The organism is Sphingomonas sp. JC676, from assembly GCF_014489075.1.
Taxonomy (GTDB): domain Bacteria; phylum Pseudomonadota; class Alphaproteobacteria; order Sphingomonadales; family Sphingomonadaceae; genus Sphingomonas.
In genome coordinates, this window is sequence record NZ_JACTGR010000005.1 from 306,575 (window position 1) to 320,992 (window position 14,418).

Here is a 14,418-nt window from a genome sequence, read left to right on the forward strand (position 1 = left end):
CGAGGGACGCTAGGGGCTTCCGGTCGCCGCATGCTTTCCTTAATCGGGAAGCGTGGCGGCGACCGAAACCCAAAGGGCGATCGAGACGGTCTTCCGGATCGAGCAGGCCAGGCTCATCGGGGGCCTGGCCCGCATGGTGCGCGACGTCGACCGGGCGGAGGAGCTGGCGCAGGACGCGCTGGTGATTGCGCTCGCCGAATGGCCGGCAACCGGCATTCCCCGCAATCCCGGCGCCTGGCTGATGGCCGCGGCCAAGCGCCGCGCGATCGACGGACTTCGCCGCGCGCGGATGCTCGACCGCAAGCACGCCGAAATCGCCCGCGATCTCGAGGAGGAACGCGACACCAGCGTCGAGGATCTGGAGGCGGCGATGGACGACGATATCGGCGATCCGTTGCTCGGGCTGATCTTCACGGCCTGCCACCCTTTGCTCTCCCCCAAGGCGCGGGCAGCGCTCACGCTTCGTTTGGTCGGCGGCCTCACCACCGAGGAGATCGCCCGGGCTTTTCTCTCCAGCGAGCCGACGATCGCGCAGCGCATCGTCCGCGCCAAGAAGGCGATCGGAAATGCCGGACTCGCTTTCGAAGTGCCGCGCGGCTCCGAGCGCGCCCTGCGCCTCGCCTCAGTGCTCGAGGTGGTCTACCTCATCTTCAACGAAGGCTATGCCGCCACCGCGGGCGAGGAACTGGTCCGGCCGTCGCTCTGCGCCGAGGCACAGCGGCTCGGGCGTATCCTCGCAGGCCTGGCGCCGGAGGAACCCGAAGTATTCGGCCTGCTCGCCCTTATGGAGATCCAGGCCTCGCGCCTTGCCACGCGCCAGGCGCCGGACGGAAGCTTCATCCCGATCACCGAGCAGAACCGGGCACGGTGGGACCAGCTGCTGATCCGCCATGGCCTTGCGGCGCTCGAGCGGGCCGAGGCATTCGGCGGCGCCGACGGCCCCTACGCGCTCCAGGCTGCGCTCGCCGCCTGCCACGCCCGGGCCCTGCGCGCGGAGGACACCGATTGGAAGCGGATCGCGAGCCTCTACGACCGGCTTCGCGCGGTGATGCCCTCGCCCATCGTCGATCTCAACCGCGCTGTGGCGCACAGCATGGCCTATGGCCCGGAAGCCGGACTCGCGCTGGTCGACGCAATCGCCGAGGCCGCGGCTCTCAGAAACTATGCGCCGCTGCCGGCCGCGCGGGCCGATTTTCTCTTTCGCGCGGGACGGCTCGCCGAAGCCCGGGGCGAGTTCCTCCGCGCCGCCGAGTTCACGCGCAATGCACGGGAGAAGGAATGGCTCCTCGCCCGCGCCGCGGCTTGCCAGTGAACGATGTAGGGTAGCGGCTACCGTTTTCATTCGAATGGCAACCCGCAACCAGGCGGTTGACTCACTCTGCATCACAGAGTAATTAACTCTGCGATACAGAGCAATCGGAGAAATCGTCATGAATTGTTGTTCGCGGCCGCCCTGGCGGTGGCCGTCCCCTTTGCCGCGCCCGCATTGGCGCAGACCGTCCCGGCAGCGGCCCCGGCTGGTATCGCCATTCGCGACAATGGGCTGGTCGCCACCTGGTATCCGCCGGCAAGCGGCAAGCGCGGGCCCGTGATCCTGGTGCTCGGCGGGTCCGAAGGCGGCGAGAATGGCGGCAAGCGGCTGGGCGCCGCCTTCGCTGCGCATGGCTATGGCGTGCTTGCGCTCGCCTATTTCAAGACGGAGGGGCTGCCGCAACAGCTCCAGGAGATCCCGCTCGAATATTTCGCCAAGGCCGTGGTGTGGCTCAAGGCGCAGCCGCTGGCCGATGCCGGCCATATCGGTCTCTACGGCATCTCAAAGGGCGGTGAGGCCGCGCTGCTCGTCGCGTCGCTGCAGAGCGAGATCAAGGCAGTGGTCGCCGCGGTACCGAGCTCGGTCGTGTGGCAGGGGATCAACTTCGCCAATTATCAGGACGTGAAATCGACCTTCAGCCTGGGCGGGCAGCCGGTCGCCTATCTTCCCTATGATACCAGTGCCCCATTCAGCGGCGTGCTCGATCTCTATGTCCGCAGCCTCAAATTCGCCGACGCGCATCCCGATGCGGCGATCCCTGTCGAACGGATCAACGGGCCGGTGTTGCTGCTTTCGGCGAAGGGTGACTCGCTCTGGCCGTCCTCGGCGATGTCCGATCGGGTGATGCAGCGGCTCGACGCACATCATTTCCGCTTCGAGCACCGCCACATCGCCTATGTCGATACCGGGCATGGCGGCCTCTCGCCGGCCGACGGACGCATGCGCAACTCGGGCTATGACAATCTTGGCGGCACTGAGGTAGGCAACGCCGCCGCGCGCGCGGATGCCTGGACACAGACCTTCGCCTTCTTCGATAAGGCGCTGGGAGGCCCGGCACGATGAACATTGCAGGCGAGGATGCGGCAAGCGCATTGCGTGAGGTCGAACGGACCCGGCGCCGTGCCTTCGAGCTCAGCGGCTATGCCCATGCCGGCGATAGCCTGATCGGCTGGGGACTGGTGTGGCTGGTCTGCAATCTCGTCACGCAGCTCGCACCTCACTGGGGCAATAACAGCTGGCTGATTGGCATCCCTGCTGCGGTGGCGTGGTCGATGACCCGCAAGCCCAGGGGCGGTGCGCGTGGCGGCGGCTGGCGCTCGGCCGCAACCGCGCTGGCCGCTTTCGGCTTCTTCGCCGCATTGATGCTCGTCGCCGGCATCCGCGATCCGCTCCAGGCCAACGCGCTGGTGTCGCTCTGCGTCGCCACGGCCTATGTCGTGCTCGGCATCTGGGCGGGCGCCCGTTTCGCCTGGATCGGGCTCGCACTCGCTGCGCTCGTCCTGGCCGGCTGGTTCCTAGACCGATCGCACCTCTATCTTTGGCTGGCATTCGGCGGCGGCGGTGCGTTGCTGCTCAGCGGGCTGTGGCTGAGGCGCGCATGAGCGAGGGACCGGACGAAGTCGTTCACCAGTCGACCCGGCTGCGCATCCTCGCCGCGCTCGATGCCGAGCCCGACCAGGCACCGCTCGACTTCTCGCGGCTCAAATCGGTGCTCGGCACCACCGACGGCAATCTCGGCGCGCATCTCGGGACGCTGGAAAAGGCGGGTTACGTCTCGGTCGACAAGCAGGCGGTAGGCAAGCGCACGCGCACGCTGGTCGCGATCACCGCGGCCGGGCGCACCGCATTCCTGAGCCATCTCGCCTTCCTCAAAAGCATCGTGGATCAGTCGCGGATCGGCGGGCGCTGAGCCGCGCGCTTTTCCGTGTGACTGGGCCGCGACACCGCGCTAGACACGCCGCCCATGAAACGGCCCGCGCTCTCCGTCGTCATCCCCTGCTACAACGAGGAGGCTTGCCTCGAGATGCTGCACGCGCGCGTCTCGGCAGCCGCAAAGTCCGCCGTGGGCGAGGATTACGAGATCCTCCTGATCAACGACGGCTCGCGCGACGCGAGCTGGCAGGTGATGCAGCGGCTTTCCGCGAGCGATCCGCACCTGGTGGCGATCAACCTGTCGCGCAACCACGGCCATCAGCTCGCGCTGACCGCCGGACTCGATCTGTGCGCGGGCGATCAGATCCTGATCATCGACGCCGATCTGCAGGATCCGCCCGAGCTGCTGGCCGACATGCGCGCCACGCTGGCGACCGAGGGCGCGGATGTCGTCTACGCCGTGCGGCGCAAGCGCGAGGGCGAGAGCATCTTCAAGAAGGCGACCGCAGCGATCTTCTACCGCGCGCTCGACCGGATCACGGACACGCCGATCCCGCTCGACACGGGCGACTTCCGGCTGATGACCCGGCGCGCGCTCGACGCGTTCCTGTCGCTGCCCGAGCAGGCGCGCTTCATCCGCGGCATGGTGGCGTGGATCGGCTTCCGCCAGGTGCCCTTCGTCTATGACCGGCACGAGCGGCACGCCGGCACCAGCAAATATCCGCTGGGCAAGATGATCCGCTTCGCGCTCGACGCGATCACGGGCTTCTCGACCGCGCCGTTGCGCTTCGCGAGCCATGTCGGGCTGCTGCTCACCGCCGCCTCGGCGCTGCTCGTGCTCTACATCCTGATCGGCTGGCTGATGGGAAGCGCGATTCCCGGCTGGACCTCGCTGATGCTGGTCGTGGTGGTGCTCGGCGCGGTGCAGATGTTCGTGCTCGGCATGATCGGCGAGTATCTGGGCCGGCTCTATGTCGAATCGAAGCGGCGGCCGCTTTATATCGTCGCCGATGTCGCCGGCCCGGTGCAGGGCCACGCCTCGCTCGGCTATCGCTTCGAGGATTCGGGCGAAGTGAACGTCGCGCCGCAGGCGGTGCGGAGCGAAGCTGCGGAATAGGCTATCTTGCAATGTAGGATTTCAAAGGCGATTCGAGGATCGGTCTTTCTCATGGTCGAGACCCCAAAAAAACGCCTTTTGACGGGGAAGAAGAAATTTCGACAATGTAGGTGTCAACCGTGTCAACCGGTCACACGCGAAGGTCCTGAAAAACCATCACTTCTACGATTCGCCTTTTATTCGCCGGTTGAGGCGAATCGATAGTCGGCCGGTCCGGACTATTTCGGCGACGCCAGCACGATGATTGATAGGCCAGGCGGCATCGGCACGCGGCCGAGCAGGTGGCGCTCCAGCCCGAATATGCCTTCGAATACCGTGTTGAGCGGCTTGGGCGGCGGCGAATCGTCGCTGTCGTCCTTGCCCATCAGCTTGCCGGCGAAGCGCGCCGCGACCGCGACGGGAAAGAGCAGCGAGTTGAACCAGTGCAGCTTACGCCATTTGAGCCCCGCCTTGTCGAGCGCGGCGATAAGCGTGCCCTTGGAATAGCGGCGCTTGTGGTGGTTCACTACATCGTGCGCACTCCACATCCATTGATGCGCGGGCACGGTGATCAGGATCTTGCCACCGGGCTTGAGTGCGGTGGCAATTGCCTTGAGCGCAGCGACATCGTCCTCGACATGCTCCACCACATCGAGCACCGCGACCAGATCGTAACTGCCGGGCTGCACCCCCTCCAGTTCGGGCAGCGGCGAGGAGCCGACCTTCTTGCCCAGCCGTTCGCTGGCCTGGGCCGCGGCGGTCTCGTCGATCTCGATCGCATCGATCTCGCCGAACTGGGCGAGCATCGGCAGGTTATGGCCGGTACCGCAGCCGATCTCGAGGATACGCGCGTCCTTGGGCAAATCGCCGAAGCGCGTCAGATAGTCGGCCAGGATCTCGCGACGCGCGCGGTACCACCAATGCGTGGTGTCGTGCGCGGCCATGCGTTCATAAACGATGCGATCCATATCAGGCGAATACCAGACGACGATTGAGACCGAACGTGACGAGCGGAGTCACGCATACGGCGGGAACGAGCGGCCACCAGGTGGGGCCATGCACCAGCGGCCCAGTCAGCAACCAGGTGAACCCCGCATTGAGCAGCATGCTGACCGACTGGACCGCGAAGAACTTCGATTGCGTCTTGATGCTGCCCGTATCGGCGCCGTGCCCACGGAAACTCCAGGCGCTGTGGACGAAATAGCCGAAGATGACTGCGACGAAGAATCCCGCGATCGATGCGACGACCGGATGGATCACATAGGTCGCGAGTGGCCAATAGACGGCGGCATATACGACCGTGGCCAGCCCGCCCGCGATACCGAAGCGGATCAGCTGGCCGAGCAGGCCCTCCCCCCACATCGCTTCAAATCGTTGAAAGATCGCCGTCACTCTCGCTTGCCCTTGCGCAAGGCGTCGCCCTAATGCGGTGCGCGAAGCGAGGGAAGCGATTTTGAAGTTCAAGGGTCCGGGCGGGTTCCGCCTCCAAGACGAACTCGAACAGCGCTGGCTGGGCTGGACACTCATATTCTGGGTGTGCGTCGTCGTCTGGTTCCTAATCCAGCGCCAGGGTAATATCTACTGGCTCGCGCTCGGCGACACCGACGACAATATGCGGCTGATGCAGGTCCGCGCCTTGCTCGCCGGTCAGGGCTGGTACGATTTGCGCCAGTATCGGCTCGATCCCGCGCTGGGCGGGTTCGACATCCATTGGTCCCGGCTGGTCGACCTGCCGATCGCGGGACTGATCCTGATCCTCAAGCCGTTCCTGGGAACCGCCGGCGCGGAGAAATGGGCGTGCGGCATCGCGCCGCTGCTGCCGCTGTCGCTGGCGATGATCGGCATCGCGCTCACCATCCGCCGGCTCGTCTCGCTCCAGGCCTGGCCGATCGCGCTGATTGTGCTGATGGGCTGCACCTCGACGATGCTGATGTTCGCGCCGATGCGGATCGATCATCATGGCTGGCAGCTCGCAGCGCTGGCGATGACGGTGGCGGGCCTCGCCGATCCGCGCCGCGCGCGGGGTGGCGCGACCGTCGGCCTTTCGAGCGCCTTCTCGCTGACGATAGGGTTGGAGATGCTTCCCTATTGCGCGATGGCCGGGGCGATCATCGGGCTGCGCTGGGTGTGGGAAGCGGCCGATGTGCGGCGCATGCAGGTCTATGGCCTGACGCTGGCGGGCGGATCGGCGCTGGGTTTCGCGCTCTTCGCCTCGAACGCCAACCAGGTGATGCGCTGCGATGCACTGACCCCTGTCTGGCTGACGGTGATGATCGCGGCGGGAACTCTGCTCTTCGCACTGTCGCTATGGAATCCGGAGAAGCGTTGGGTCCGCCTCGTGCTGGCAGCGCTGGCGGGCGCCGTGATCGCAGGCGGCTTCGCGCTGCTGTTCCCGCAGTGCCTGGGGCGCCCTGAACAGGTTTCGGACGAGCTCTACACCACCTGGCTGAGCAATGTGCGCGAGGCGCGGCCGATCTATCGCCACGCGCTCAAGACCGCTTTCCCGATCGCGGCGCTACCGATCATCGGGATCATCGGCGCCGGCATCGCGACCTGGCGCGCGCGCAAGAGCGAGGCGCTTGTCGGCTGGGCGGCGGTGGCGCTGTTCACCGCCTTCGCCGGATCGATGCTGCTCTGGCAGATCCGCGCCGGGCCGGCCGCGCAGATGCTGAGCGTGCCTGGGGCCACGGCGCTGGTCTGGACACTCACCCCCTGGTTCCTGAGCCGCGGATCGTTGCTGGTGCGCGTGCTCGGATCGGTAGCGGGCTTCCTGATCGTCTCCGGGCTCTTCACGGGACTAGTGCTGCCCTGGCTGCCGGACGGCAAGCCCTCCACCGGGCCCGATCTGGTCGGCAAGGCGAACGCCGCCTGCGCACGCGTGTCGCAGCTCCGCACGCTCGACCGGGTTCCCCCCGCGATCATGTTCACCCATGTCGATATGGGTCCGCGGCTGATCACCGTGACGCACCACGACGGAGTCGCGGGACCCTATCACCGCAACGGGCAGGCGATCCTCGACGTCCATCATGCCTTCACTGGACCGGCAAGGGGTTTCCGGCCGATCGCGGCGCGGCACAAGGCGAGCTATTTGCTGATCTGCCCCAACATGGCCGAGACCACCGTCTATCGCTCGCGCAGTCCCAACGGCTTCTACGGCCAGCTCCATCGGGGTCAGGTGCCGAACTGGCTGGAACCGGTGACGCTGCCGAAGAACTCGGCGTTCCGGCTGTGGAAGATCCGCTACGACCTGCCGGACGTGCCCGAGCCGGCGCCGCTCAAGCTAAGGGTCAATGCCCCGAAAGCGCAGGCCCCGCGACCAGCGAAGCCCTGATCCCATCCATCACGAACTGCACTGCGAGCGCGGCAAGCAGCACGCCGAGCAGGCGCGAGATCACCGCTTCGATCTTGGCGCCGACGACGCGCATGATCGGCCCCGCCGCCAGCAGCGAAACGAGGGTCAGCAGCAGGATCGCCGCCATCGCCGCAAGCACGACAACCGAGCGCACAATCCCGTCATTCTGTGACATCAGCAGCATCACTGACGCGATCGATCCGGGGCCCGCGATCATCGGCATTGCCATCGGGAAGATCGAGATGTCTGGTGCCTCGGACGCCCTGACCTTCTCGGCCCGGTCCTCACGCCGCTCGGTGCGCCTCTCGAACACCATCTCGAGCGCGATCAGGAACAGCATGATGCCACCGGCGATGCGAAAGGCATTGAGGCTGATGCCGAGCGCGCCGAGCAACGCTTCGCCGAACAGCGCGAAGCCGACCAGGATGACTGCCGCGACGAACACCGCGCGCACCGCCATTACGCGGCGATGCGCAACGCTCGTCCCCGAGGTCAGCCCCGCGAAGATCGGCGCGCAGCCGGGCGGATCGATCACCACGAAGAAGGTGATGAAGGACGAGACGAAGAGCTCGATCATTTGGGAGCGGCGACCTTGTCGTCGACGACCAGCTGCCAGTGCCGACCATTCCAGAGCATCGCCTGAAACCAGCGACTTCCATTCGGGTCTACTTTCCATGCCCATCTAAGCGAGCTGTCCGGGGCTCGCCCTTGATGGACGGCGGGGTCGACCCAAACGTCAACCGGGATGCGCGGCGGCTTGCAGGAGGCGCGATGGATGTGAGGGCGTTCGGGTAACGGTCGCGGCGCGCTGGTGACGTCGCCGGCATCGAGCGTCCATCTCCATGCGCCGTTCCGCTTTTCCCAGACGGTCGTGAAATAGCCGAAGCTGCGAGGCCGTACCCACGGCCCGGTATTCACCGCGACCATGCCATCGCACGAGACATAGCTCTCCGCCGGCCACCATTGCACGGCGATCGGTGGGTCCCTGTCGGGCAGCGACTCCGCAGCCTTCACTGGCTCTGGATCGAAAATGATCGCGTCCGGCGCGGCGAATTCGCGAAACGCCGTCCACTGCCCCTTGGCCTGCGCCGCCGCATTGAACGCGCGCTCGGCATCGACCGCCGTCTGGGGCGCGGTCGCCTGGAGGACGAGCGCGAGCAGCATCAGATCGCGCCCTTCTCCAGCGGCACGCCGGCATTGCGGTGCGCAGCGACCAACGTGTTGCGCAGAAGGACGGCGATCGTCATCGGCCCCACGCCACCTGGCACCGGTGTGATCGCGCCCGCCACCGCAGCGGCGCTGCCGAAATCGACATCGCCGACCAGCCCCTCGTCGGTGCGGTTGATGCCGACGTCGATCACGGTCGCGCCCGGCTTCAGCCAGTCGCCCTGGACGAAATTGGGCCGGCCCACCGCCGCGACGACGATATCGGCGTGGTGGAGATAGTGCGGCAGGTTGCGCGTGCGCGAATGGGCGAGCGTGACGGTGCAGTTCCTCGCAGTCAGCAGCGCGGCCATCGGCTTGCCGACGATGTTCGAGCGGCCGATCACCACCGCGTCGAGTCCCGAAAGGTCGCCCAGCCGGTCCTCGAGCAGCAGGACACAGCCCAGCGGCGTGCAGGGGACGAAGCCATAGAGCCCCGTTGCCAGACGGCCGGCATTGACCGGGTGGAAGCCGTCGACATCCTTGTCGGGGCTGATCCGGGTGAGCACCACCTGCTCGTTGATATGCCTGGGCAGCGGCAGCTGGACGAGGATGCCGTCCACCGCCGGATCGGCGTTGAGCCTGTCGACCAGTGCGACCAGATCGTCCTGGCTCGTCTCGGCGGGCAATTTGTGCTCGAAGCTCTCCATTCCCGCCTCGCGGGTCATCTTGCCCTTGTTGCGGACGTAGACCGAGGAGGCCGCATCCTCGCCGACCAGCACCACCGCAAGCCCGGGCGCACGCCCCGCCGCTGCCCGGAAGCCGGGCACGAATTCCGCTATCCGCGCGCGGAGGCCCGCCGCGAATGCCTTGCCATCGATGATCTCAGCCGTCATGCGCCCCGCCATAGAGGCTGGCGGCGATCTCTGCCAGCGCCTCCGGGTCGCCCGCGAGCGCCAATCGCTTGAGCCGCGCCGTATCGCCGGCGATCAGCGTCACCGCCCGCTTGGGAATGGCGAAGGCCTTGGCGACCAGCGGCACCAGCGCTGCATTGGCCGCGCCCTCCACCGGAGGTGCCGCGAGCCGGGCGGAGAAATACTCCTCGGTGCCCGCCGCAAAGACGTCGCGCGACGCCCGCGGAGTCACGCGGACGGCGATCTCGATGCCGTCTCCCCTGGTGCGCCAGGCGGCCAGGTCACACCCCCGAAAGGATGACCTGCCGAATCAGCCCCGGCACGACGATGTTGTTGAGGATATAAAGGATCAGCAGGACGATCAGCGGAGAGATGTCGAGCGCGCCGAAATCGGGGAGGACGCGCCGGATCGGGCGGTAGAACGGCTCGGTGACTCGTCCCAGTCCCTGCCACAGTGAGCGGACGAATTCGTTATGCGTGTTGATCACGTTGAACGCGATCAGCCAGGAGAGGATCGCCTGCACGACAATGACCATGGTGGCGACCCAGAGCAGGAACTGGACGATCTGCAGGATCATGATGAGGATGTTGGTCAATCTACTCTCCGCGAGGTGTGTTGCGCCCCAAATACAGGAAAGCGCGGGCTTCTCACAAGCTCAGGCGTGAACCAGCGTGCCGGCGCCCTGGCGCGTGAAGATTTCGAGCAGCATCGCGTGCGGAATGCGCCCGTCGAGGATGACGGCGGCATCGACGCCTGCATTGACCGCGGCGACGCAGGTCTCGACCTTGGGGATCATCCCGCCCGAAATCGTGCCGTCGGCCTTCAATGCGGCGACGCCCGCCGGATCGAGATCGGTCATCAGCTCGCCCGACTTGTCCATCACCCCCGGCACGTCGGTCAGCAGGAAGAAGCGCGCCGCGCCGCAGGCCCCCGCGATCGCCCCCGCCATCGTGTCGGCATTGATATTATAGGTATGGCCGTCCGCCCCCATCGCGATCGGCGCAACGACCGGAATGAACCCCTGCGCCGCCAGCGACTGCAGGATCGAGGCATCGACCGCGACCGGCTCGCCGACAAAGCCCAGGTCGACATGGCGTTCGATGCCCTGGAGCGGATCTGGCTCGCTGCGGCGGACCTTCTCGGCGGTCACCAGCCGGGCATCCTTGCCCGAGATGCCCACCGCCTTGCCGCCGGCCTGGCCGATCCAGCCGACGATCTCCTTGTTGATCGATCCGGCCAAGACCATTTCCGCGATCCGCGCGGTTTCGGCGTCGGTCACGCGAAGCCCGCCGACGAACTGCGATTCGACGCCCAGCCGCTTGAGCATCGCGCCGATCTGGGGGCCGCCCCCATGGACGACGATCGGATGGATGCCGACTGCCTGGAGCAGCACGACATCCTCGGCGAAATCGCGTGCAAGCTCCGGATCGCCCATCGCATGGCCGCCATATTTCACGACGAAGGTCTTGCCCGCATATCGCTGGAGATAGGGCAGCGCTTCGGTGAGCGTTTCGGCCTTGGCGAGCATCGCCGGATCGGGAGCATGATCGGTCATGCGCGGCCCTTTAGAGCCGCTCAGCCCGCACGTCCATCAAGCCGGCGGCCAAGCGCGACGAAGCCCGTGATCAGGAACGGGACGAGGACGATCGACAGCACGACCTTGGTCAGCATCTGCCCGGCCATCAGCTCGAGGATCGGTCGCTCGCCGAGGAACGAGATCGAGATGAACAGGACGGTATCGACGATCTGCGAGACGACGCTGGCGACCATGCCGCGGAACCAGACCAGCCTGCCCCCGCCTTCCCGGCCCTTGAGCTTGGCGAAGATGAAAACGTTGAGTGTCTGCGAGATGCCATAGGAGATGAACCCCGCGAGCATCATCCGCACGCTCTGGCCGACGACGATCGGGAAGGCATCGACCGCGGGCGGATACATGCCCGGATCGTGCGGCAAGGCCAGTACGAGCTGGATCAGCGCCGCCGAGGCGAGGAGGGGGATGAAGCCGAAACGGACGAGCGCGGTCGCAGTCTTCTGCCCGTGCAGCTCGGCGACCGCGCTCGACAGCACGACCAGGATCAGGAAGCCGAATATCCCCGCCTCGACTGCCAGCGGCCCGAGCGCGACCTGTTTGACGCCGAGGACCCCCGCCATGCAGACCATGCCGCCATAGAGGATCGAGAATAGGAAGAGCGAACGCGGGATCGCGGGGCTGGGATTGTCCATCGCCCGGACGCTAGCGGCAAAGCGCGGGCGGTGGAAGATGGCGGGCGCCCTCTGGCAACACGCCGCACACCGTGTATGCTCATCCGGTTTTGCCGGCCAATCGAGCCGGTACTGGGGGCGCGACCAAAGCGGATGACTCATTTCCCGATCGGCATTTTCGGCGTGCTCGCGATCCTCGGAATCGCGTTCCTGCTTTCGTCCAACAAGCGCGGGATCCGGTTGCGCGTCGTCGGCGCGGCCTTCGCGCTCCAGGCGGGGATTGCGGTGCTGGTGCTTCGGACGAGCTGGGGACAGACGGCGCTGCATACGCTTTCCAACGGCGTATCGGCGCTGCTCGGCTATGCCGGCGCGGGCACCAGCTTCCTGTTCGGCCCGCTCGCCAAGCCCGAGCTGGGCGGCCAGAGCTTCGCGATCGCGGCGCTGCCGGTGATCATCTTCTTCGCCGCGCTCGTCTCGATCCTCTATCACCTCGGCGTGATGCAGTTCGTGATCCGCTGGATCGGCGGCGGCATCGAGAAGGTCGTCGGCACCAGCAAGGTCGAATCGCTATGTGCCGCGGCGAACATCTTCGTCGGCCAGAGCGAATCGCCGCTGGTGATCCGCCCCTATCTCGCCCGCCTCACCCCTTCGCAGCTCTTCGCGGTGATGACCGTGGGCATGTCGGGCGTGGCGGGGACGATCCTGGCGGCCTATGCCAGCCTGCTCGGGCCGGCTTCTTTGCCCTATCTGCTCGCCGCCTCGTTCATGGCGGCGCCGGGCGGACTGCTGATGGCCAAGATCATGATGCCGGATCCGATCGCGACCAAGGACGGCGAGCTGCCGCTGGGCGACGATCCCGAGGAAGAGATCATCAAGGTCGCCGAACAGGACCTGGAGGAGGAGCGCGCCGCCAACCTGATCATGGCCGCCTCGATGGGCGCCTCGACCGGCGTCAAGATCGCCGTCGCGGTGGGCGCGATGGTGCTGGCGTTCGTCGCGCTGGTGGCGCTCGCCAACGGCCTGCTCAGCGGCGTGGGCGGCTGGTTCGGCCATCCAGAGCTGAGCTTCCAGTCGATCATTGGCGCCGTGTTCGCGCCGGTGATGTACCTGCTCGGCATCCCATGGCACGAGGCGCTGGAGGCCGGCGGACTGTTCGGCACCAAGGTGGTGCTCAACGAGTTCGTCGCGTTCATCGATTTGGGCCATCTGACCGATCTGGCGCCGCGCACCCGGGCGATCGTCACCTTCTCGCTGTGCGGCTTCGCCAATTTCAGCTCGATCGCGATCCAGATGGCCGCGACGGGCAGCCTAGCGCCCAATCAGCGGCCGATGATCGCCAAGCTGGGCATCCGCGCGCTGATCGCAGGCAGCCTGGCGAACCTGATGTCGGCGGCGCTGGCGGGGCTGCTGCTGCCCTAGGTTGAGCGCGCATCCGCCGATTTTTCGACCACCGATTCGGCCAATCGGCTGGTTGAACGAAGAAAAAGCGGAATCGTGGTTTCTCAATAGCTTCGTGCCCAACCGGTTGACACGGTTGACACCTGCTATGTCGAAATTCCTTCCTTCCCAAAAAATGGGTTTTCAGGGTCCCACGATGAGAAAGAGCCGTTCTCCGGATCGACCTTGAAACCCTACATTGCAAGCCTCACCGCGTCGGCACGGGCTCCGCACCGGTATAGTCGTAGAAACCGCGCTTGGTCTTACGGCCGTACCAGCCGGCCTCGACGTATTTGACCAGTAGCGGCGCCGGGCGGAACTTGGGATCGCCGGTGCCTTCGAACAGCACGCGCGTGATCTCGAGGCAGGTGTCGAGGCCGATGAAATCGGCCAAGGCGAACGGCCCCATTGGGTGGTTGAGGCCAAGCGTGATCGCAGCGTCGATGTCGGGGATCGTCGCCACGCCCTCGCCCAATGCGAAGCACGCCTCGTTGAGCATCGGCATCAGCACGCGGTTGACGATGAAGCCCGGCGCATCGTTGGCGTGGACGATGCGCTTGTTCAGCGAGCTCCCGAATGCCTCGACCGCGGCGACGGTGGCGTCCGAGGTGGCGAGCCCCCGGATCAGCTCGACCAGCCCCATCACCGGCACCGGATTGAAGAAGTGCACGCCCATGAAGCGCGCCGGATCGGGCGAGGCCTGGGCAAGGCGGGTGATCGGGATCGACGAGGTATTGCTCGCCAGGATCGCATCGGCGCCGAGCACCTTGCCGACCGTCTCGAAGATCTGGCGCTTGATGGCCTCGCGCTCGGTAGCCGCCTCGATCACCAGTTCGCAGGGCCCCATCGCCGAGACGTCGGCGACCGGCTGGATGCGGGCCAATGCGGCTTCGGCATCGGCGGCGGTGATCTTTTCCTTCTCGACCGCGCGGGCGAGCTGCTTGGCGATGCCCGCCTTGCCGGCCTCTGCCCGGGCCTGATCGACGTCGGAGAGCAAAACGGCATAGCCCGCCTGCGCCGAAACCTGGGCGATGCCCGCCCCCATTTGCCCCGCACCGATAACGCCGACCGTCTTCATCGCATGACTCC

The 14,418-nt window shown here is 66.3% G+C and carries 17 protein-coding genes; 7 read left to right on the plus strand and 10 right to left on the minus strand.

Going from position 1 to position 14,418, the window contains the following annotated elements:
• Positions 1-52 precede the first annotated feature (52 nt).
• The 5 genes from IAG41_RS17670 to IAG41_RS17690 all read left to right on the plus strand — a co-directional run bounded on the left by IAG41_RS17670 (position 53) and on the right by IAG41_RS17690 (position 4,301).
• Positions 53-1,312, plus strand: a complete 1,260-nt coding sequence (locus tag IAG41_RS17670; protein WP_187729968.1) for an RNA polymerase sigma factor — start codon at positions 53-55, stop codon at positions 1,310-1,312.
• Positions 1,313-1,435: 123 nt separating this feature from the next.
• Positions 1,436-2,374 (plus strand): acyl-CoA thioester hydrolase/BAAT C-terminal domain-containing protein, encoded by a 939-nt coding sequence (locus IAG41_RS17675; protein ID WP_187729969.1) that lies wholly within the window; start codon positions 1,436-1,438, stop codon positions 2,372-2,374.
• Positions 2,371-2,913, plus strand: a complete 543-nt coding sequence (locus IAG41_RS17680) for a hypothetical protein (protein WP_187729970.1) — start codon at positions 2,371-2,373, stop codon at positions 2,911-2,913. The genes IAG41_RS17675 and IAG41_RS17680 overlap by 4 nt, the downstream gene beginning before the upstream one ends.
• Positions 2,910-3,221 carry a winged helix-turn-helix domain-containing protein gene (locus IAG41_RS17685; protein WP_187729971.1) on the plus strand — a complete coding sequence of 104 codons (312 nt, stop codon included), beginning with the start codon at positions 2,910-2,912 and terminating at the stop codon, positions 3,219-3,221. Before IAG41_RS17680 ends, IAG41_RS17685 begins: the two co-directional genes overlap by 4 nt.
• A 54-nt stretch (positions 3,222-3,275) precedes the next feature.
• Positions 3,276-4,301, plus strand: coding sequence for a glycosyltransferase family 2 protein (locus IAG41_RS17690; protein ID WP_187729972.1), 1,026 nt, complete (start codon positions 3,276-3,278; stop codon positions 4,299-4,301).
• A gap of 218 nt (positions 4,302-4,519) precedes the next feature.
• On the opposite strand, the gene IAG41_RS17695 is transcribed toward IAG41_RS17690, so the two are convergent.
• A complete protein-coding gene (locus tag IAG41_RS17695; protein ID WP_187729973.1) occupies positions 4,520-5,248 on the minus strand; it encodes a class I SAM-dependent methyltransferase in 729 nt (242 codons plus the stop codon).
• Position 5,249: 1 nt separating this feature from the next.
• The gene (locus IAG41_RS17700) at positions 5,250-5,642 is read right to left on the minus strand and encodes a GtrA family protein (protein ID WP_187729974.1); all 393 of its coding nucleotides are present in this window, start codon (positions 5,640-5,642) and stop codon (positions 5,250-5,252) included.
• Positions 5,643-5,733: 91 nt separating this feature from the next.
• Between IAG41_RS17700 and IAG41_RS17705 the strand changes: the two genes are divergently transcribed.
• Complete coding sequence (locus IAG41_RS17705; RefSeq protein ID WP_262408743.1) at positions 5,734-7,611, plus strand: AcrB/AcrD/AcrF family protein; 1,878 nt, start codon at positions 5,734-5,736, stop codon at positions 7,609-7,611.
• Here the strand turns inward: IAG41_RS17705 and IAG41_RS17710 are convergent.
• The 7 genes from IAG41_RS17710 to IAG41_RS17740 are packed head-to-tail and all read right to left on the minus strand — an operon-like array spanning position 7,568 to position 11,913.
• On the minus strand, positions 7,568-8,209 hold the full coding sequence (locus IAG41_RS17710; protein ID WP_187729975.1) for a MarC family protein: 642 nt from the start codon (positions 8,207-8,209) through the stop codon (positions 7,568-7,570). The genes IAG41_RS17705 and IAG41_RS17710 overlap by 44 nt on opposite strands.
• Positions 8,206-8,796: a hypothetical protein gene (locus IAG41_RS17715; RefSeq protein WP_187729976.1), complete on the minus strand. Its 591-nt coding sequence runs from the start codon at positions 8,794-8,796 to the stop codon at positions 8,206-8,208. Before IAG41_RS17715 ends, IAG41_RS17710 begins: the two co-directional genes overlap by 4 nt.
• Complete coding sequence (gene folD / locus IAG41_RS17720; RefSeq protein ID WP_187729977.1) at positions 8,796-9,671, minus strand: bifunctional methylenetetrahydrofolate dehydrogenase/methenyltetrahydrofolate cyclohydrolase FolD; 876 nt, start codon at positions 9,669-9,671, stop codon at positions 8,796-8,798. The genes IAG41_RS17715 and folD overlap by 1 nt, the downstream gene beginning before the upstream one ends.
• On the minus strand, positions 9,661-9,969 hold the full coding sequence (locus IAG41_RS17725) for a DUF167 domain-containing protein (protein WP_187730143.1): 309 nt from the start codon (positions 9,967-9,969) through the stop codon (positions 9,661-9,663). Before IAG41_RS17725 ends, folD begins: the two co-directional genes overlap by 11 nt.
• Before the next feature lies 1 nt (position 9,970).
• The gene (locus IAG41_RS17730; protein WP_410468093.1) at positions 9,971-10,285 is read right to left on the minus strand and encodes a YggT family protein; all 315 of its coding nucleotides are present in this window, start codon (positions 10,283-10,285) and stop codon (positions 9,971-9,973) included.
• 60 nt (positions 10,286-10,345) lie between these two features.
• Positions 10,346-11,245, minus strand: a complete 900-nt coding sequence (gene argB, locus IAG41_RS17735; protein ID WP_187729978.1) for an acetylglutamate kinase — start codon at positions 11,243-11,245, stop codon at positions 10,346-10,348.
• A gap of 20 nt (positions 11,246-11,265) precedes the next feature.
• Positions 11,266-11,913 carry a queuosine precursor transporter gene (locus IAG41_RS17740; protein ID WP_187729979.1) on the minus strand — a complete coding sequence of 216 codons (648 nt, stop codon included), beginning with the start codon at positions 11,911-11,913 and terminating at the stop codon, positions 11,266-11,268.
• A 132-nt stretch (positions 11,914-12,045) separates the two neighbouring features.
• Between IAG41_RS17740 and IAG41_RS17745 the strand changes: the two genes are divergently transcribed.
• On the plus strand, positions 12,046-13,311 hold the full coding sequence (locus tag IAG41_RS17745; RefSeq protein WP_187729980.1) for a NupC/NupG family nucleoside CNT transporter: 1,266 nt from the start codon (positions 12,046-12,048) through the stop codon (positions 13,309-13,311).
• 226 nt (positions 13,312-13,537) lie between these two features.
• Here the strand turns inward: IAG41_RS17745 and IAG41_RS17750 are convergent, their stop codons facing one another.
• Entirely contained in the window at positions 13,538-14,407 is an 870-nt protein-coding gene (locus tag IAG41_RS17750; protein WP_187729981.1) for a 3-hydroxybutyryl-CoA dehydrogenase, read from the minus strand.
• Positions 14,408-14,418 lie beyond the last annotated feature (11 nt).

Excerpts from the sequence above, each read along its gene's own strand:
- folD (WP_187729977.1), bottom strand. The coding sequence starts at position 9,671 with ATGACGGCTGAGATCATCGATGGCAAGGCATTCGCGGCGGGCCTCCGC.
- IAG41_RS17715 (WP_187729976.1), bottom strand. The coding sequence starts at position 8,796 with ATGCTGCTCGCGCTCGTCCTCCAGGCGACCGCGCCCCAGACGGCGGTC.
- IAG41_RS17680 (WP_187729970.1), top strand. The coding sequence starts at position 2,371 with ATGAACATTGCAGGCGAGGATGCGGCAAGCGCATTGCGTGAGGTCGAA.
- argB (WP_187729978.1), bottom strand. The coding sequence starts at position 11,245 with ATGACCGATCATGCTCCCGATCCGGCGATGCTCGCCAAGGCCGAAACG.
- IAG41_RS17745 (WP_187729980.1), top strand. The coding sequence starts at position 12,046 with ATGACTCATTTCCCGATCGGCATTTTCGGCGTGCTCGCGATCCTCGGA.
- IAG41_RS17710 (WP_187729975.1), bottom strand. The coding sequence starts at position 8,209 with ATGATCGAGCTCTTCGTCTCGTCCTTCATCACCTTCTTCGTGGTGATC.
- IAG41_RS17695 (WP_187729973.1), bottom strand. The coding sequence starts at position 5,248 with ATGGATCGCATCGTTTATGAACGCATGGCCGCGCACGACACCACGCAT.
- IAG41_RS17750 (WP_187729981.1), bottom strand. The coding sequence starts at position 14,407 with ATGAAGACGGTCGGCGTTATCGGTGCGGGGCAAATGGGGGCGGGCATC.
- IAG41_RS17700 (WP_187729974.1), bottom strand. The coding sequence starts at position 5,642 with ATGTGGGGGGAGGGCCTGCTCGGCCAGCTGATCCGCTTCGGTATCGCG.
- IAG41_RS17685 (WP_187729971.1), top strand. The coding sequence starts at position 2,910 with ATGAGCGAGGGACCGGACGAAGTCGTTCACCAGTCGACCCGGCTGCGC.
- IAG41_RS17690 (WP_187729972.1), top strand. The coding sequence starts at position 3,276 with ATGAAACGGCCCGCGCTCTCCGTCGTCATCCCCTGCTACAACGAGGAG.
- IAG41_RS17740 (WP_187729979.1), bottom strand. The coding sequence starts at position 11,913 with ATGGACAATCCCAGCCCCGCGATCCCGCGTTCGCTCTTCCTATTCTCG.